General features: G+C 45.8%; 12 protein-coding genes, 1 pseudogene and 1 other annotated feature. Of the genes and pseudogenes, 3 read left to right on the top strand and 10 right to left on the bottom strand.

Annotated elements, in window-relative coordinates; all coding sequences use genetic code 11:
* Window positions 1–74 precede the first annotated feature (74 nt).
* The 5 genes and pseudogenes from PBN151_RS16605 to PBN151_RS16590 all read right to left on the bottom strand — a co-directional run bounded on the left by PBN151_RS16605 (window position 75) and on the right by PBN151_RS16590 (window position 4776).
* A complete protein-coding gene (locus tag PBN151_RS16605) occupies window positions 75–689 on the bottom strand; it encodes a class I SAM-dependent methyltransferase (protein WP_072729887.1) in 615 nt (204 codons plus the stop codon).
* A 530-nt stretch (window positions 690–1219) separates the two neighbouring features.
* Window positions 1220–1396: pseudogene (locus PBN151_RS32660) on the bottom strand (DUF7002 family protein); the annotation flags it as partial.
* 20 nt (window positions 1397–1416) lie between these two features.
* Entirely contained in the window at window positions 1417–2028 is a 612-nt protein-coding gene (locus PBN151_RS16600) for a TetR/AcrR family transcriptional regulator (RefSeq protein ID WP_072729886.1), read from the bottom strand.
* A 14-nt stretch (window positions 2029–2042) separates the two neighbouring features.
* The gene (locus tag PBN151_RS16595) at window positions 2043–3377 is read right to left on the bottom strand and encodes a protoporphyrinogen/coproporphyrinogen oxidase (RefSeq protein WP_072729885.1); all 1335 of its coding nucleotides are present in this window, start codon (window positions 3375–3377) and stop codon (window positions 2043–2045) included.
* 181 nt (window positions 3378–3558) lie between these two features.
* Window positions 3559–4776, bottom strand: a complete 1218-nt coding sequence (locus PBN151_RS16590) for a metal-dependent hydrolase family protein (protein WP_072729884.1) — start codon at window positions 4774–4776, stop codon at window positions 3559–3561.
* Window positions 4777–4957: 181 nt separating this feature from the next.
* Between PBN151_RS16590 and PBN151_RS16585 the strand changes: the two genes are divergently transcribed.
* Entirely contained in the window at window positions 4958–5578 is a 621-nt protein-coding gene (locus PBN151_RS16585) for a TetR/AcrR family transcriptional regulator (protein WP_072729883.1), read from the top strand.
* 48 nt (window positions 5579–5626) lie between these two features.
* On the opposite strand, the gene PBN151_RS16580 is transcribed toward PBN151_RS16585, so the two are convergent.
* Window positions 5627–6097, bottom strand: coding sequence for an SRPBCC family protein (locus PBN151_RS16580; RefSeq protein ID WP_083545180.1), 471 nt, complete (start codon window positions 6095–6097; stop codon window positions 5627–5629).
* A 283-nt stretch (window positions 6098–6380) separates the two neighbouring features.
* Between PBN151_RS16580 and PBN151_RS16575 the strand changes: the two genes are divergently transcribed.
* Window positions 6381–6809 (top strand): VOC family protein, encoded by a 429-nt coding sequence (locus tag PBN151_RS16575; protein ID WP_021255069.1) that lies wholly within the window; start codon window positions 6381–6383, stop codon window positions 6807–6809.
* Between the two features lie 541 nt (window positions 6810–7350).
* On the top strand, window positions 7351–8700 hold the full coding sequence (locus tag PBN151_RS16570; RefSeq protein WP_072729881.1) for a lytic polysaccharide monooxygenase: 1350 nt from the start codon (window positions 7351–7353) through the stop codon (window positions 8698–8700).
* A gap of 113 nt (window positions 8701–8813) precedes the next feature.
* Here the strand turns inward: PBN151_RS16570 and PBN151_RS16565 are convergent, their stop codons facing one another.
* The 4 genes from PBN151_RS16565 to PBN151_RS16550 all read right to left on the bottom strand — a co-directional run bounded on the left by PBN151_RS16565 (window position 8814) and on the right by PBN151_RS16550 (window position 18724).
* The gene (locus PBN151_RS16565) at window positions 8814–9221 is read right to left on the bottom strand and encodes a 3-hydroxyacyl-ACP dehydratase FabZ family protein (protein WP_072729880.1); all 408 of its coding nucleotides are present in this window, start codon (window positions 9219–9221) and stop codon (window positions 8814–8816) included.
* A 114-nt stretch (window positions 9222–9335) separates the two neighbouring features.
* On the bottom strand, window positions 9336–10706 hold the full coding sequence (brnQ, locus tag PBN151_RS16560) for a branched-chain amino acid transport system II carrier protein (protein WP_072729879.1): 1371 nt from the start codon (window positions 10704–10706) through the stop codon (window positions 9336–9338).
* Window positions 10707–10777: 71 nt separating this feature from the next.
* Window positions 10778–11066, bottom strand: a binding site (T-box leader).
* 207 nt (window positions 11067–11273) lie between these two features.
* Window positions 11274–17648 (bottom strand): S8 family serine peptidase, encoded by a 6375-nt coding sequence (locus PBN151_RS16555; RefSeq protein WP_227774788.1) that lies wholly within the window; start codon window positions 17646–17648, stop codon window positions 11274–11276.
* A 257-nt stretch (window positions 17649–17905) separates the two neighbouring features.
* On the bottom strand, window positions 17906–18724 hold the full coding sequence (locus tag PBN151_RS16550) for a class I SAM-dependent methyltransferase (RefSeq protein WP_072729877.1): 819 nt from the start codon (window positions 18722–18724) through the stop codon (window positions 17906–17908).
* Between the last annotated feature and the right edge of the window lie 24 nt (window positions 18725–18748).

Here is an 18748-nt window from a genome sequence, read left to right as displayed (position 1 = left end):
GGCAGCCCAGATTATGGACCAAAAACGGTTCCTTCATTATATATATCTGTATACGATTTTCCTTAGTTCCTTGTTTATAAATCTGTATGTTTCCGCTTTAACAAATGGACATACCATTTCAACTCTGCATGATGATTGAACACACTGACCTTGTCCATCACCTCAAAATCCTTGCATTGATCCATTTCCGTTACTTTATTCTCGATCATCATATAGGCGAGATCTTCTTTGTTTTTATGTGAATACAGAGATGAGATAATGACACCATGTGGGGTTAGATAATTCGAGTAGTCCAGCAGCTTCTGCGGCGTATTGGGCACATAATGCAGCGATTCATTAAATACGATCACATCATATTTCTTTGCAGGCACATAATGATTAATGTCACCACAGTGGAACTGATTCAATGAGGATTTGGCCGATGCGACTTTAATGGCTTCTTGTGACAGATCAATCCCTGTATACCCTTGTTTCTCGCTGTCGAGAAGCATATCGAACAAGATGCCTGTCCCGCAGCCCATATCCAGAATCCCTTCTGTTCCAATAAATTTCCGAATGTAACCATACACCACCGAATATCGAGCATATTCCGTAATATCCGACAAATAATCCCATGCGTTCGACTTGTATTCCTCGTCCCATTGCTGCTGATTGCTTTCTAAGAAATCCGGAATTGTTACTTTTTCCATGTTGTTTCCTCCCACGCGTCAGATAGTTGATTGTTAACTTTTGCGTCGCATCATAGGTGTTGTTCGATAAGAAAAGCAAACAAATTCAAACAAATGGAGAGTATGTCTTGTTGAGTTTGATAGTCGTAGATATGCAGGGAAGTATTAATGAAGTTAAACAAATATAGTAGTCTTTCTTCATACTAGTATGCAATCCAGATCATGTCAATCTTATAGCGCTTTTACATTCACAAGAAAGCGGCCTGCGATGCAAGCACAGCTCCAAGTCGCCTCTAAATGTAAAAAACTCTTTACATGTTTACGTTTAACATATACACTATCTGTGATCGGTTTTGCTTTTTACCTGCTAATTACCCAAAATGCACTATTCAGCGTGGCACAATTTTATTTAAAATGGAAGCTTGGTAAATCCCCTCATTCTTAATTTTCTAGGTCGTATACTACTTCCCAGTACTGTCACTTCAGACTCATGAATGGCTGAGTCAACTTACTCCAGCAACTTGGAACTGCTTGAATCTCTTCTATATAAATCAAACGTAAATGCTTGGACACGTTATGCACACATCCCTCAATTCATAATTCAAAGAATACGCATTACATTGTAAGACAGCAAATGCCTCAGATGGCTCACGGCTTGTGTATATATCCAGCATCTTGAAGCAATCTCTCGCCGTGGGCCAAAAGAATACATGCCGATCCAAACATGCTCTGAATTGCTGTCTTCAAATTATGGGCTGCTCGGCGGAACAATCCCTTCCAAGCCTTTCAGGAAAATATCCACGTACAACTCAATCATTTGGCTGTCTTCCACCTGTTCCTGCTGTCTTCCTCCGAATAGATCCAGCGCCATCTCTGCCCATCCCACCGCACCTAGAAAAAAACGGGAGGCATAGTGTAGAATAGCGGATCCATCATTTTCGGCAATGCGGAAGTGTCTCCTTAGTTCCGCTTCCAATATACCAGTCTGACGCAGCAATTGACGATAGAATGGAGCAGCAATCTGCGGGTTTTTGATCCCTTCAATGAAAATGATTTTTGTAAAAGGAGGATTGCTCCGAAACATGTCAACGAGCTGCCTTCCGGCGTAAACTAACATTTCTCTAAGCGACAGGTTAGCTGCGGGAGGATTTATGACTGTTTTGGCAAATTCTCGTTCAACTAACGAATGAAATAAATCCTCCTTGCTTTTAAAATGAAAGTATAAAGCTCCCGGCGTAATTCCTGCTTGTTCCGCAATGCCGCCTACCTTCGTCCCTTCAAATCCCAATTGCGCAAACTTCAATAAAGCAGCATCTAATAGATCATCTCTTGATATCGTAATTCCGGCTCTACGCGCCATCTGCTTGCTCCTTTCTAAAAGCTGTCCAATACTCCCTCTGCTGCCTGGTATCCAGAATACAAAGCATGTTCTGTCGTCGGGCCCGCCCAATAATCGCCGCAGACAAACAGCTTTGGATTCTCTGGCCGCATGGCCTTCAGCGCTTTGTCACGCGATCGAGCCCAACCTGGATATTGAATCGGCATCGCATGCCTCCATCGATGGAGATGCGTGAACATAAGACGAATATCCTGTATCGGATAAAATTGTCCTACCATTCTCTTTACCTCATTTTCGATTTCTTGATCCGCCTTCGACCAATTCGCTTGACTATAGGAATGAGTCGGCATCGCAACCGCAATACCTTGACCAGATGGAGCCCTGTCTGGCCCCTTCAAGTGATCCCACCCGATCGCAGCTAGATCCGAGTTCAGCACAGACGGCACGGCAAATCCATAAGCTTGCTGTTCTGGCGCTTTCTCGTATCCGATAATCGTCGTTACATTTGTCGTATACCGCGTATTTACTAGAAAATCCGTGCGTTCCTTTCCCAGTTCCAGCTCTGGATTCGCGATCATTCGCAATGCAGCAGGTGCAGGGACGGAGATGATGGCTCTATCGAAATATTCGCAAGTGTGAGCCTCTTTCCCTTCTATTGAAACTCGGATGCTTGAAATATCGGTAGATTCAACTGCGGTGACTGACGCACCAAGTTGAACCGAAACAAGCCGGCTCAACGCTTCGGGAACTCTCCCCATTCCCCCATTTGGCGTATATATCGACCAAGTGCTGCGCGCATCGCGCAAGGATAATAAGGGGGCATGCCAAGATGTGTCTTGTTCGTTCCAGAAAAACAAGGTGGAAGTTGGGACACTAAGCACCCAGTCGACAAGAGCATCCGTTGCCTCGCTTCTCCACCACGACAGATCACGGCCATCATCCAGCAAGCATAGGCGAGATGAATCGTGAAAGTCTATTTCATTCCGATATTTATATGCGTTGTACAACACCTTCACGGCAGCTATCTTCGCACGGGCATTCAACTTCGGATGGCGAAAAAAACTAAAGGGATTCGCCGATTGAAATCGATAAATCTGCTGATTGCCAATCGCCATCGCTTGAATCGGATTGACATAAGTCACATCTTCACTCATACTAAGCTCTTTCATCAATTCCTTCATATACCGGTAAGAGTCAACCATAAATTGAGCACCGTTATCCCAAACATATCCGCCCTTGCGACTTGTGTGCATTCTTCCGCCAACTGAGTTGGATTGTTCGAATACCGTTACACAGTGCCCTTTTTTTTGCAAATGATATGCTGCACCTAATCCGCTGATCCCTGCACCGATAACTGCGATTTTGCCCATTCATATCCCTCGCTTCAATTAATTAAATGTTCATTTAATTAATTGAAGTATAACAATAAATTCCATAGAAGTTCAATTCATTTTTTTCTTTTTCATGCCCAAATGCAATAAAAACTCGCCCCGAATTGTCAGCCTCAACAATAAAGGACGAGAAATTATGATTGCTTATTTCCGTTTTTCCTTACTTTAATCGCTTGCCCCCCACATAAACTTGCTCAATATTCACGCAATCCTCAAGCACCTTAATATTGTGAAGTGGGTTATGGGAGACAATCAACAGATCCGCCTGCTTGCCTGCCTCAATCGTACCAATGGAATCCTGCATCGCGCATGCCTCCGCGGCCGTTCTGGTCGCGGCGATGATGGCTTCCATTGGGCTCAGTCCAATCTCACTCACAAGCAGGCTCAATTCCATAGCATGCTGTCCATGTTCAATCGGAGTTACGCCCATCAGATCTGTGCCCATTGCAATCTTGATCCCGGCCCGATATGCCTTTTGCATATTTTGATTATGCGCATTATTCAACAATATGGCCTTTTGCAGCGTTGCTTCAGACAATCCCATGCGCGATCCGTGAGTAACGATTAAATGCGTAATCGTCATCGTTGGAACCAATATGGCGTTCGCTTTCAACATGAGCTCGATTCCTTCGTCATCAATAAGCACCCCATGCTCAATTGTTTTGACACCTGCTATGAGGGCATTCTTAACGCCTACCGTGCTCTGGGCATGTGCTGCGACGTATGAACCTGCCGCTTCTGCCTCATACACGATCGCTTTCAGCTCGTCAATCGTAAATTGGGGCGAACGGGGGTCATCCTTTTCAGACAATACCCCTCCTGATGCACAAACCTTGATGAAGTCCGCCCCCTGGCGGAACATCGTCCGCGCTGCCTTGCTGCATTCTGCTATGCCGTCGCATATATGTCCATATTTGTTAAATTGGGGAGGCAGCATATGCAAATCGCCATGCCCTCCGGTTTGACTCAGCATTTGATAGGAGGTCTTAATTCGCGGCCCGTTGTATTCACCCTCTTTGATAAGGTTGCGCACATGCACCGCAATATGGCTTCCGACATCTCTAACACTCGTAACGCCAGCATTGATCATTTTCTTCGTATCATTCAGCGCCCGCCCCATCAGGATTTCTGATGGGGTAATCGAGGCCGCAACCATATTAGGTGTTCTTGCACCAACTAAATGCAGGTGAGCATCAATCAGCCCTGGCATAATAATCTTACCGTCAAGCTCCTCCACACGTGCCTCGGCTGCTACCGTAATTTCTGAGGCTTTTCCTGCTTGAACGATAACATCCTGTTGAACCAATACGCCTGCGTCCTCTATATATCTGCCTTTTCCATCAATCAAGGTTCCGCCTTTGAAGAAAATCGCAGACATTGGTACATCTCCTCCCTAAGAAAAATTTTCCGACATAGTGTTGGATAAAATGAATCTTAAGGATTATTATAAAATTGAAACGATAATCTACCACCATCAATATGATAGATTTTGTCGGAAAACGTACGGGTTCAGATCACTTGTCTGATAGATTTCAATATTTTCTACAGAGGAGACGAATATGTCCAATTCACAGAAAACAGAAGATCGAAGAATAAAGCGAACACGACGCATCATAAAGGAAGCATTCATCACCCTAATCGCCGAGAAGGGCTTGGAAGCTTTAACCGTACAGGACATTATTGCGAGGGCCGACATGAATCGCTCTACTTTTTATTATCATTTCCAGGATAAGCAAGACCTTCTGCAGCGAAGCATTCAAGAAATGATGAAGCAAGCGATGGAGGATGTCGAATTGCATCCAGCATCCGCAGACCAGTTCAAAGGTAAACAGGAACATTCCACTTATGATCCAACGCCAAAGTTCATTAGGTTGTTCCAGCATATTGATCGAAACCGCGATTTTTATAAAGTCATGCTGGAGCACGTTCCGGGGTTTATGTGGACTACGATCGAGATGATTAAGGAGAATATGAGTAAAGATCTTACCCTGCTCCAATCTGATCCCTCTAAATTGAAGGTTCATGACGCATTTCTCATCAATTACTCTGCAGGGGCTTATATGATGGTCATCAAGGCATGGCTGGATCAGGAGTTGCCGTTCTCCGTAGATTATATGGCCAAGCAGCTCACGCAAATTATGCGTAACGGAATGTATGCCGTTGCAGGCATACAAGTATGACACGAAAAAAACGTGTCATACTTCCTTTACGATTGATACAGCAAATGCTCAGTCAGCAATCTTCATACGGTTATCAAGCTGTTCCAGCACCGTTGGCCATGCTTGCTCATGCTGATTCTTGGATGCCTCATCTGGAAATCCAGCATGCGTTAGGCGGAGCTTCGTTCCGTCAGCAGAGGGAAGCAATGTTACGGTAACGACAGTCTCAGCTCCCTTTGTCCCCCCATTCCCCGTCACCCATGTCAATTCAACTAACCGATCATGTTCGAGGCGGAGAAATCTACCGTAATGCGGATGCCGCTGGGCCTCGTGCTTCGTGTCAGGGCGGTATACCGTTTCAAAATAAAAAACCGTATTCACCTCACCCATCATCATTACGGTTCCCGGTTCCGCGAACCAGCGATCGAACCAGCGTGTCCATGCTTTGTATAGAACAGCTGGAGGAGTCTCCATCTCTCGTTCCACTGTGAGCTGATAAGGTCTTAATGAAAGATCAGGGATTGCAATCGGTTCTGTCATTGTGGAATCCATCCTTTCTTATTCCCGTGTTAGATACCCGCTTCATATATCTTTCCCATTTCATCCCTCAAAGAACCCTTCCCTTTCTCTTTCTCTCTTGCAAACAATCTCCTGTATTACCATGCCTACTCTATAACTCTATGGACAGTAAAAAATATAGATAAAATTTAATATGATTGAATTTCACTTCCATGTATAATGAATCGTGAAACGACAATAATGCTAGTATGCAAAAGAACCGTTAGACTTCAGAACCAACAACTGCTAAGGAGTGAAGCCAACCATGTCCATCCATCCATATCTCAACTTCAACGGCAACTGCCGTGAGGTAGTCGAGTACTACGCCGAAGTGTTCGGGCTAGACAAGCCTCATATTATGACATTTGGGGACACACCGTCAGATCCATCCCATCCTCTTCCCGAGGAGGCCAAACATTTGGTCATGCATGCAAGACTGAACATTCAAGGAACGATCGTGATGTTTTCTGATGTATTTCCGGGCATGCCATACCAAGCAGGCACTAATATCACTCTTTCTATTGTTGACACAGATGTCGATAAATTGACATCCATCTTCAACAAGCTCAAGGAAGGTGGACAAGTTGGCATGGAGCTCCAAGAAACGTTTTGGAGCAAAGCCTACGGTAACTTGACGGATAAATTCGGTATTCAATGGCAAATCAATCACGATAATGGCGACTTTTCAAGTTAAATACAACCAACAAACACTACATGATAAAAGGATGTACGCCACTTCGATTACGAAGGATGGCTGCATCCTTCTTCCTTGTTTATGAACCATAATGACCTCCCATCCCGTTCCAAAGTACAACCTGAAAGTTAATGCGGTTTAATTAATTTTTATAATGGCATGCGCAATCTAATTAAAATATTTCGTTCACACATTGGTCACACTTTCAAGTATGATAGAAACAAACAACAACAACAATAATATTTCAACAGCATTTTCTTCTATATTTCGACCACGAATACCTGTTCATGAAATCCACCCGTTTGCTGGACAATGTCCACGATTCCTTCATTTTGGGACTAAGTATGTTGCTTTGTATATGAACTCTTCCGAGTTTATATAATAGAGTTGCTAGAAGCTGTATCCATAGCGTCATCTAGGAGCTCCACTCTTTTATTTTGACAACTTCATATGGAAAGGAGGCCGACTTTAAGTTTAAAGGGTTTAACATTTCATTTGAATTGTTTTCATGACATCCCATTATTCTTAGGAGGTTGATAGTGTGAATCAACTGCGTCTTTCCAACCCAATAACAACGAAGTTGCTTGTCGGTCTTGGTGCAATGCTCGTAACGGTTATCTGTATGGTGCTCTTTGCTGATAAAGCGTTTGGACATGGTTATATCGAAGGCCCTGCCAGCAGAGCTGCATTGTGTAAATCCGGTCAGAATACAAACTGCGGAGCGATTCAGTATGAACCACAAAGCTTGGAAGCACCGAAGGGGTTTCCTAATGCTGGACCTGCTGACGGCAAAATTGCAAGCGCTAACGGAGCCTTCCCTGAACTGGATGAGCAATCCGCAACTCGCTGGACTAAAGTCAACATCAATGCTGGACAAAACACGTTCAATTGGAAACTAACTGCAGCTCATGCAACATCAAGCTGGAAATACTATATTACAAAAGAAAATTGGAATCCTAATGCAAAGCTGACACGCGACTCCTTCGATCTAACACCATTCTGCTCCGTTAATTATGGTGGCGTACGTCCTCCATCGACGTATTCGGATACTTGTAATGTACCAGCTCGCACTGGCTATCATGTTATCCTTGCAGTGTGGGAAATTGCAGATACTCCAAACGCATTCTACAATGTACTCGACGTGAACTTTAGCGGAACGAACCCTGGCGACAACCAAGCTCCTACTGCACCTGCTAACCTGGCAGTGACTGCAACAACAGCAACAAGCGTGTCCTTGAAATGGGATGCTTCTAGTGATAACGTTGGTGTAACCGGTTACAACGTGTACAATGGCAACTCCCTTGTTGGCAACGTACCGGGATCCACACTAACGTATACTGTAAGCGGTCTCACATCCAATACTGCATATACATTTAGTGTGAAAGCGGTAGATGCTGCTGGCAACCAATCAGCTGCTAGCAATGTAGTAAGCGTTACCACACCTACAGTACCTGTTGATAATGACCCTCCAACTGCACCAACTGGCTTGCATGTAATGGGTACACCGACATCTACTTCGGTATCGCTGATGTGGAGCCCTTCCACTGATAATGTTGGCGTTGCTGGCTACCGCGTTTATCGTGGAACGACATTAGTTGCAACTGTATCCGGCACAACAACAGACTATGTGGTTACTGGCCTCAGCCCGAAGACAGCGTACACATTCACTGTCCGTGCATTTGACGCTGCTGGGAATGTCTCTGCAGACAGCAATGCAGTATCCGCTACAACTGCTGATGCACCTGCAGTAGCTGCTTGGGTAGAAAATAAATCCTATGCAGTGGGCGACAAAGTTACTTACAATGGCACGGTATACGAGTGCCTCCAGCCGCACACATCATTAGCTGGCTGGGAGCCTACTAACGTTCCAGCATTATGGGCTGTTAAATAAGATACAAGATATAAGATATTTCCCCCTTCCAAATAACAAGAAGAGTCGTCCATGTAATTCCCCGGACGACTCTTCTTTATTGATTGCGATTTAGATAATAATCCTTCATCTCATCAAGCGGTATAAATCATGATCTCATCTGCTCTTAGAATGACACGTCCGTCCACTGAAGCCTCGCCTTTGCCAATTGTGAATCCCTTTTTGCTCCGCAGTACTTCATAGCTGAGCTCTAGCTTGTCCCCTGCATATGCGCTCCCCATTGATTCCACACCTTTCAATGAAGATAAGAAGCCAAGACTACCCTGCTGACTCTGGACAGCTGTAAAAGCTCCTAGCTGGGCAAGTGCTTCAATAATAAGCGAATCCGGCATGAAAGTTGACGCACCCGACATAAACCATTCATTGTGAGAAATGAGTTTATATCCGTTCGCGGACGTACCCGGTTCAATCTGAGTGACGCGATCAATCATGAGAAATGGGTAACGATGCGGCAATATATCCATCACTTCTTGAATGTTCAACGTATCAGCTCCTAGATATCATTCATCTATATTTTCACCAATTATTTCATATAAGGATGTTGCTGTAAAGAAGCTATTTCCACGTAATCCCAGCCGCTTAGCTTCTCATTCATTTTACTTCTTTTTGAAATAAGTCTTGAATTTTCTTGTTACTTTGTAAAAAAACTGTTTGCTTTCCGGCCAGATAAGGCCAAGTAAATAACCAATAACCCCTCCGACAATGGCCGGAACCAACCAGCCAATTCCCTGATTGTACAGCGGGAGCATCTTCAACCACGACAGAATCGTGTCGAACTGAATATCAGCTTGCTTCAATCCGTCGAATATACTGATGATGAACGTACCGACCAGTGCACCGACATATACCGATTGACGACCGCCGAACAAGCGATGTGACAGTGATAAAATGATCAATACAATGGATACGGGATAAATGATAAGCAAAATTGGGATTGAAATCGAAATGATCTTATTCAAGCCTAGATTCGCCACCAATAACCCCAGCACGCAAATGATAAATGCAATTTGGTTGTAAGTAAATCGGCCAAGTAGTGTTGAGAAATACTGACTGCATGCGGACACCAATCCGATGCAGGTCGTAAGACAAGCAAGCGTGACAATGGCAGCCAGCAATATTAATCCAGCTTCCCCGAACAACTGCTGTACGATTTGCGTTAGCAGCTGTCCTCCATTGGCCGCATAACCGAGTCCAGTCACACTTGTAACTCCCAAAAACCCGAGTGCTGCATAAACCAAGGACAGTCCAACACCTGCGATGATGGCTGCTTGTATAGCCGCTCTTGTAATCGTTCGCTTGTCTTGGACTCCTTGATCACGAATGGCATTAATAACAATAATGCCGAAGGCCAATGCTGCTATCGTATCCATTGTTAGGTAGCCTTCCATAAACCCTTTGAATCCTGGTGAAACCGCATATTCCTTGATAGCAGGCTGTGCTTCGCCGAGCGGTCCCATCATGGCAGCAATGAATAATATCGTAATCGAAATCAGCAGCAATGGTGTTAGGATATTGCCAACCCGCACTACGAGCTTGGATGGATTTAGACATAACCAATAAACAACACAGAAAAAGACGAGTGTGTACACGAACAAAACCCAACTGCTTGATTGCAGTGACTCAGGTACAAAAGAGCGTACCCCCATTTCAAATGCAACGTTAGCAACCCGCGGTATTCCCATGGATGGCCCAATGGACAAGTAGACAACAACCGCAAACAAGATCCCAAACTTAGGATGTACTCTACTTGCTAAGTGCTGCATATCTCGTCCGGATAGTGCAATCGCAATTACCGTTAACAATGGCAGCCCAACACCAGTCAGGATAAACCCTGATATGGCATATATGAAGCTGTCTCCCGCCTGTTGTCCTAAAATTGGCGGGAATATTAGATTCCCCGCTCCGAAAAATAGCGAAAATAGCATAAGTCCCACGAAAAACACGTGGCTTCTCGGCAATGACTTCATCTTTCTGTTCCCCCTAGACGTCTAGTACATTTCTACAGCAGCATCCCCATACAACAAAAAAACCGTCCCTCGAAAGGGACGGATTCTATCCGCGTTACCACCCATATTCATGCAGCCTGATGATAGACATTCGCAATTGCCAATGCATCAATCTCTCCTGCTCCATGCAGCTCTCTTCGCAGCCACACTTGCTGCGATATCCGAATAACGGTGGATATTCCGGCGCAGCTTACTTACTCTCGTTCGGCCACGCTTCTCAGAGATGATGTTCAGTTATGCGCCGAACGTTGGCTTGCAGCACTTCACCAACTCTCTGTAGATCGGCATTCATAGCTTACTCGTTCTCTTCGTTGAAGTTTTCATTCTTCAAGTTGTTTTCTATTGTCACATGAGCCTGATCTCGATGTCAATGTACAATATATCACAGTAACGAATGATCATGTACACATTTACAATTAATTCTAGTTCTTCTTATTCGATAAACAGAGCAAAATCCGCCCAATTGTTGCGGACGGATTTGCTGGAATTCTTACTTGTAATTAGACATCACTTCGTATTGCCGTGCACCTATAATTGGTTCATAGACTTCAAATATCGATAGATGAGCATTGCTGCTTGCGCGCGAGTCGGAGTCTGATCGCTTCCAAATCGTCCGTTACCGATCCCTTGAATCCAGCCCTGCTCTACTGTAAAAGCAATAGCAGCTTGATTCGCCTGGTCTAGATGATCCGTATCTGTAAAATGGGACTTCGCGATGGTTGGCATTACTTTCGCAGTCTTCTGAGCAAGCAAAGCTACCATTTCAGCACGTGTAAACGGCTCTTTATCTGCCTTAACTGCCGACTTACCAACACCATTCACGAATCTTTCATTCTTCTTCATGGCAGCTTCTGTGCCTGCATGATGTGGCAACCGATCGAGCATCATGAGGAAATGTGACCGAGAGATAATTGCATTCGGCGTGTAGAGTCCCTTACCCGTTCCCTTTACAATTTGCTGTGCTGCCAGTACTTCAATTGCATCTTTGCCCCAGTGTTTTGCCAAATCCGCAAAGCTTGGAGCGTTCTCATACAACGCATACGTTCCCGTCTGTTCAACAGTCAAAGCAAGTCCTTCCGCATTATGAGTTGCCATTCCTGCAACACTCCATGTCCCCTGTGCATTTATCCGATACATAGCTGTCTTGCGCAAATCCCTCACTTTCGAAGCGTCCCCTCGAAGCAAGAGGATAACTGGCTGAGTCAATTTGCCGCTCTCGTTATGAATGGCAACAAGGCTGGATACGAGATTTCCCTGGTCGCCACTAGCACCTTCCCCTGTTCCTGCCTGACGCTCCGAACCCTTCTTGACGGATACAAGCAGCTTAAACTGATCTGCCGCAGCATAATCCGCCAAGGAGGCCGTTGGTATCTTCAATTCATATGCTGCTGAACGAATATGCAGTTCCTTCCCAGAAGCCAGAAGCTGCTTCATCATCGCTGCATGGAAAGTGATCGATACGTGAGTATAATCCTCGAATCGTACACTAGTAAGATCCATCTCAACTGCTGTACTAGCTTTACGCGTAAGCTGCTCACTCAGCCATTGCTCCAAGAGGGATACCTTAGCAGATTTAGAACCTGTCGCAGAAGCTGGCTGCTCTACCAGATACCCAATCGTTCGGTTATTAGCAATAACCGGTATCCGCTTATCCTTCTCAGGAATTGTTACGGGCGAACTGGATGATCCCCCGCCTGAAGAAATAGGAGGCTCATATGGATTAACATTTTTCTTACGCACCGTAACGGTTGCTTCTGCTTGTTTATCTTTATATCCAACTGTAATTGTTGCCGTGCCTTCGTTCCAACCTGTTACCCGTCCCTTATCATCTACCTTGGCAACTTGCTCATCTGAGGAATGGAACTGCAACGGCTCTGTAATTGGCGATAATTTAACTTCTCCATCTTCATATACGATCGCTGCAACAGACAGTGGTGCTGAATCTCTCACATGTATTGCAAGCTTATCAGGGTACACTGTAATGCCTTGGAGTTCAGGCTCCCTTCCATCGTCCCCGCGATGCACGGTTATCGTTGCTTGATCACTCCACTGTTGGTAGGTTACCTGAACGACCGACACCCCTTCACTCATGCCTGTAACACGACCAGCTTGATCTACCTCGGCAATTCGACTGTCTGACGAAGTAAATATCAAGCCTTCTGTTATTGGCATCGGTAGGAGGTTGCCATTCTCGTATACGGCCGCTGTTACAGTCAGCGTCGACTGTTCCCCCGCCTTCAGGGACACATCTCGCGGATGTACAGCGATCGATGTAATATCCCCATTTTGTACAGGTGCCTGATAGTTGATCGTAATCGTGGCCGACTTGCTTGTCGCTTGTCCATTCGTTTCTGCGACTGCATACAACTTGTTCGCTCCACGCTCCAATTCAGCTGATATCGCAAATTGTCCTTGCTGCACCGTTCCAGTTCCGACACGAACGTCTTGACGATATAAGTGAATCGTCGTTCCATCGGTTGGATATATTCCTTTCACAAAAATATGAGCATCTGTAACTGTGCTGCCTGACACTGGTTCAGTAATCACCGGTTCTTCCACAATCTTTGTAACCTTAGCCCGTATCATGTAATTGCCATCGCTGTTCCCTATCTTCTTCCACGAACCGCGATCCAATTTCCATGAACGCCCTGAAAAATTGCCAAGCTTCGTCATCGACAATCCTGGTACATTTGGCATGACACCGTCCTGAATGTAGGCTACATAGAAATCACCGTTGACAATAATCGGATTCGGTATCGTTACATCTGTCCACGAACCATCCAGCATTGCCTTGCCTTCATACGGACCGGCCACCATCTTGCCTGGAAGGCCATCAGGGCCGCTGGCATCATAGATGGCATACTTAAATTTCTCCCCGCCAGGATTCGGCCAGCCTTGATCCCAGAAGAAGAATCTTGCACCGGTTACTTGTGCAGGTCCGTCCGTTGTCATACGAACTGCAAACCCATTTCCAGTTACAAAGAATGCCTTGGCATTATCAGCCACGCCATCATCGTAATAGATTTCATCAGCTGATCCTTGGAAGCTATGAAGCGTATAAGAAACATGAGTCGTATCGTTACCTGTGATCTTAATGTTGTCTTGAACCGATAAGTAATTCAATGCGGATACCGATAGTTGATAGTCACCTTCGTAGGCTTCGAGTTCAAATTGTCCCTCTTCATTTGTTTCAACTGGTTCAACACGAACATCATTTAATAATCTGATTGTCGCATGCTTCACCGGCAACCCTGTTGCACGATCCGCTATCTTACCGGTAACCTTGCCTTTCGCCAATGGCTGTAAATGAACATTCATCACCGTATCTTGATTTTGCTCGATGACAATCGGTCGCTGCTCCGTCTTATAACCATAAGCCTCCACTTGCAGCGTATATGCACCAGGCGGATGCTTCAGTGTATAGCCTCCGGTTCCTGAATCAGAGCGTGTTGCCCGCTGCGATTGCACGACGCTGATGTCCGCCATTATCGGCATCCGGCCCGTATTTGACTGCTGCGTCACGGTCTGCAGTTGCTCATCCGGCTTCGCGGCATGATCACGCTTCGCTGATTTCAACATTTCTAAGGTAAAGAGTTCATTCCTTGCTCCCTGCGTGTCATCATTTGCTTTCCCTGCTTGTCCGGCAGCCGCCTGAGTAGAAGATGTCTTCGGTCTTGTCATCACCGGAGGGGTCTCCCTAACCTCCACATCATCAATGTACCAACCGAACTGGATCGATGGCTGCTTGCTCTCGAATCGGAAGCGTAATTTGATCTTCTCTCCCATGTAAGTATCAAGTCCAAGCTCTTCCAAATACCAGAACCTACGTGGATGATTCGTATCATACCCCTGCTTCGGATATTCAGCGAGCGGTTTCCATGTCGCTCCCTGATCCTTGCTTATCTCAACTGTTGCCTTATCTCCATCATCAATATCGTACCATTGTTGGAAATACAACGTCGCATGCTTCACCTGTGTTAAATCGATTTCAGGCGATACAAGGCTCTCATTCACATCGCCGCCATAAGGGCCATTCAAGTTCGTGCCCCATACATTCTTGCCCGAAACTGCCTTTTGCGGCCCACGAGTCGGATGCGGAACACCATGCTCCCATTCGTTTCCTTTCCCTTCAACAGTCCAGCCCTTATTATTGCCTTCGAAATCATCACTGAAAATTTCACTGCCGCCCGTAAATGTCCAAGATACAATATCCGAGTCTGAACTCATCGTATGACTGACAGTTCGCGCCTTTACCTTGTAATAATACGTCCCCTTCTGAGGGGCAGGCAGATCGGCAAAGTTATAGCCAGAGCTTGTGCCAATCTCGTCCCAATTCCCACTTAAATCCTTCGTACGATAAATGACATATTCCTTTAATGTCCCCGAAGGCGCCTTATCAAAATCAAGAATGACTTTGCCTGGTGCGTTGCTCCTAGTCTTAATTTTAGGGGGAAGCGGAATTGTCGAATCAGGGGCTTGGATTTTAATATCATCGATGTACCAGCCCTCGTCACTGCCAAAGTCTCCTCGTAAATTGAATACAACGTAGATTTGATCCCCTGCATATGGGGACAAGTCGATATATTCGGTTGTCCACGTGGTGTTGCGCATCGTAAAGGTTTTTACCCGTTCGAACGTGAAGTTCGATTTCTTGCTGCCGATAAACACTTCTGCCCGATCAAAGGAAGCGCTCCACCAATCGCCAAGCTTATACCAATGAGCAAAGGATAAAACAGCGTGTTTCGTATCCGTCAAGTCAATCACAGGCATTTCTACATAGCTGTTAGTTCCATTCGGGTAATTGCCATCCAGAACGGTTGCCATTACTTTGGTGCCAGAGAATGCTTTTTTCGGGCCGCTTGTTGGAACGCCCCATTGCCATACGCCTGATGCATCTCCGAATCCAAATCCTTCTATTGAGGTTTCGAAATCTTGCGTATAACCAACCTTGACTCCCTTCGATACCGTTATGGGATAGATGTCTGTCTTGGACGAGCTGCCTGCGAAATTTACTGCTTCTATATAATATTCAATACCATTCAACGACAGCTCTTGAACAGGGATAGCGCCCTCATATAAACCATTCATATGACTTCCGGAAGTTCGAAGCAGCGCGTGCTTACTCCAGCCGGTAGTCCCCTTCTCACGGACATAAAGGTTCACATCCGTTACACTGACATCGTCCTTCACACGTGCAAATATGTCCTTGTCCAATATATTGAACGTCAATACAATAGGCTCATGTTCAATCGTCGGAGTCCCCGCATTCACCCCATCGATCGTCACCTGACCAACAGCCTTTCCCAGCCCTGTGTTCTGGGTTGACACGGCATTGAGTGCATTAATAAGGCCTGAGCCATAGCCATTATTCGGCGATTGCGGGAAATCATCGTCGGTTAATGCGTCCGTAGTGGTTGTTACTATTTCCGCTATATCCTTCACCTTTAAGCTGCGATTTGCCTGCTTAATCAGTGCAGCCACGCCTGCTGTATGCGGACTTGCCATCGAGGTGCCGTTCATGAGCGCATATTGTCCGCCTGGTACCGCTGAACGAATATGTACACCTGGAGCAGATACTTCCGGCTTCATTTGTCCATATGGCGTCGGCCCTTGCAGCGAGAAATCTGCCAGCTTGTTGTTCATGTCAACCGCACCCGTGGCGAATGATTCAGGGTAATTGCCCGGTGCTGCAATAGAGCCTGGACCGCCATTGTTCTCCGGAGGATGCGTATTTCCTGCTGAGAATGCCGGGAAGATATCGGCTGCGATCCATGCCTTCACGATATCTTGGAAGAACTCATTCTTGCCAGCAGGTACGTTCCCCCATGAATTATTCACGACATCGGGCGCAAGTTCGGGATGCTTCACTCCGTGCTTGTCCGTAGGTGCAAGAATCCACTCCCCCGCCTTAATGAGATCTGCATCTGTCGTTTGTCCATTCGAATCGAACACACGAGCCGCTATCCACTTCGCATTGGGGGCTACCCCAATCTTGTTGCTGCCATCCTTCTCAGAGCCTACCATTGTGCCCATAACGTGCGTACCATGACCGCTTCCATCCGTAGGCAGCTTCTTCCTCTCGATTGTGGCGTCGAACCAGCTTAGCTCTGGGTCCACAATGTCACCATTTTGATTCAGACCTCTCCATTTATGCTGCAGTGCCGGATGGGTTCCATCTACACCGGAGTCCATGTTGGCAACCACAACGCCTGTTCCATCGAAGCCAAGCTCCCACGCCTGAGCTGCGTTAATATTGCGCAAGTTCCACGGAACTTCTTGATTGCCAGCAGCAGATTGTGCTCCCGTTAGCTTCGACTTCGACACGATTTCAGATTGAAGCGTATATGTATGGTTTGGCAGAATCTTCTCGATTTCATCACGGGCTGCGAGCTTCTCCATGGCCGCCTTCGTACTGGTTACCGCAATCGCATTCACAATGTAATACGGATGGAATTCACGCACATCCCCAGCGGACTCCATTTGACGGAGCTGCTGAATAATGCCTGATTGCGACTGGTCTGCCGTGCTCATTAGCGAGTTCACAATGAAGTTGCGCACCGTGCGTGTCTGCTTCGCTGATGATTCTCCCTTCTGCTTAGACCATTGCAGCGCATGCTGTGAGATGGCTTTCATATCCGGCTGTTCCTTTAACTTGATGATGTACGTCTCAACCCCGTCAGACTGAAAAGCTTGCAACAGCTTGGGATCGATAACTTGGTGACCACCGTCCGATGGCTTCGAATCCATAACTTTCTCATCGTACGCCATCGATGCATTAGACAGTACAGTAGACGCGGATGAATCAACTGATGTACCAACTGCGGCATACGTAAACGCCGGCGATGTAAGGACTAGAATACATACGAGTAATGATGCAATCCAACTTTTCAACCATGATTTCACCTGCAAAATCAGTTCCTCCTCGTTATCTCTCAATCTAGCATGTCGGTTCAACTTCTTCTTTTTTGGGACATCTTGTAATCTATCATATTTGTTTCCCTGTTACAATAGTTTTGTATTAGTGCAAAAAATGTTGTAAATTGTTGCATCCTCAGAAAAATGTGGTCATTTCGTCATGTCTATACCAAAAAAGACCCAGCATCGCGGCGTTTACCTCGATACTGAGTCTTAGAATTGTCAATCAAATTGTAGGATGTTCGTTATCTGATTTTCTTACCGATGTATAACAAATGGGTTCCTGTTCCTAGCAGCGAAGGATCTGCAGCAGTATCATATAGCAACTGATAGAGTCTTTCGAGCTCTTGTTCGCCACGGCTCGACCAATATTGCCACTGCTCCGGTGTTAAATTTCCTCCAAGCCCAGAGGAGCTGATCAACTGGATCCCTTCAAATCCATGTTCACGCATGAATGGCATAATCTCTTCTACCTTGTAAAAGTATGCGCCCGTAAATCTGCCTTTATCTGAATGATTGAATATTCCGGTATGTAAAAAATCTTGTAATGCCTCTACGTTATCAAGCGGCTTCCAATTCTGTGGAAACTTAAGAGAGAGAAGGGTGTGTACAAGGCGTGGTCGGAATGCAACAAAGACGATACCTCCCGGTTTTGTTACACGGTATAATTCTTCTGCGGCGGCTGCCCGCTCCTCTTCCTCCTGCAAATGATACAATGGCCCTAACATGAGAGCTGCATCATATTGTTCATTCGGTAGCATATGCAGTTTCCTAGCGTCTGCGGCATAGAATCCGCGAAATTGTGCAGTAAGATCAAGCTCAGCAGCCTTATTCTCTGCAAAATCAACAGAGGCAGGTGTTAGATCAGTTAAGGTGACCTGATAACCAGAGCGAGCCAATTCCATCGCGTACCGCCCAGGTCCGGCACCATTATCCAGAACCTCCCCTTGTGATGGAAGATACCGCTTCATGTAATGCCAATTGATGCGAAATTCTAAGCTCTCCCTCTCCAATCTTCCCCACTCGTCAAATCCTGTGTAATAATCAACGATTTCTTGCTGCATCTTAACCCCTCCTTTTATCCCAAA

This window comes from Paenibacillus sp. NAIST15-1, assembly GCF_001894745.1.
Taxonomy (GTDB): domain Bacteria; phylum Bacillota; class Bacilli; order Paenibacillales; family Paenibacillaceae; genus Paenibacillus_B; species Paenibacillus_B suaedae.
This window is presented reverse-complemented; position numbering and strand designations above follow the sequence as displayed.

What these genes read in the sequence shown, in the direction of transcription:
- PBN151_RS16585 (WP_072729883.1), top strand. Translation starts at nt 4,958, where the DNA reads ATGTCCAATTCACAGAAAACAGAAGATCGAAGAATAAAGCGAACACGA.
- PBN151_RS16580 (WP_083545180.1), bottom strand. Translation starts at nt 6,097, where the DNA reads ATGACAGAACCGATTGCAATCCCTGATCTTTCATTAAGACCTTATCAG.
- brnQ (WP_072729879.1), bottom strand. Translation starts at nt 10,706, where the DNA reads ATGAAGTCATTGCCGAGAAGCCACGTGTTTTTCGTGGGACTTATGCTA.
- PBN151_RS16605 (WP_072729887.1), bottom strand. Translation starts at nt 689, where the DNA reads ATGGAAAAAGTAACAATTCCGGATTTCTTAGAAAGCAATCAGCAGCAA.
- PBN151_RS16595 (WP_072729885.1), bottom strand. Translation starts at nt 3,377, where the DNA reads ATGGGCAAAATCGCAGTTATCGGTGCAGGGATCAGCGGATTAGGTGCA.
- PBN151_RS16550 (WP_072729877.1), bottom strand. Translation starts at nt 18,724, where the DNA reads ATGCAGCAAGAAATCGTTGATTATTACACAGGATTTGACGAGTGGGGA.
- PBN151_RS16590 (WP_072729884.1), bottom strand. Translation starts at nt 4,776, where the DNA reads ATGTCTGCGATTTTCTTCAAAGGCGGAACCTTGATTGATGGAAAAGGC.
- PBN151_RS16600 (WP_072729886.1), bottom strand. Translation starts at nt 2,028, where the DNA reads ATGGCGCGTAGAGCCGGAATTACGATATCAAGAGATGATCTATTAGAT.
- PBN151_RS16575 (WP_021255069.1), top strand. Translation starts at nt 6,381, where the DNA reads ATGTCCATCCATCCATATCTCAACTTCAACGGCAACTGCCGTGAGGTA.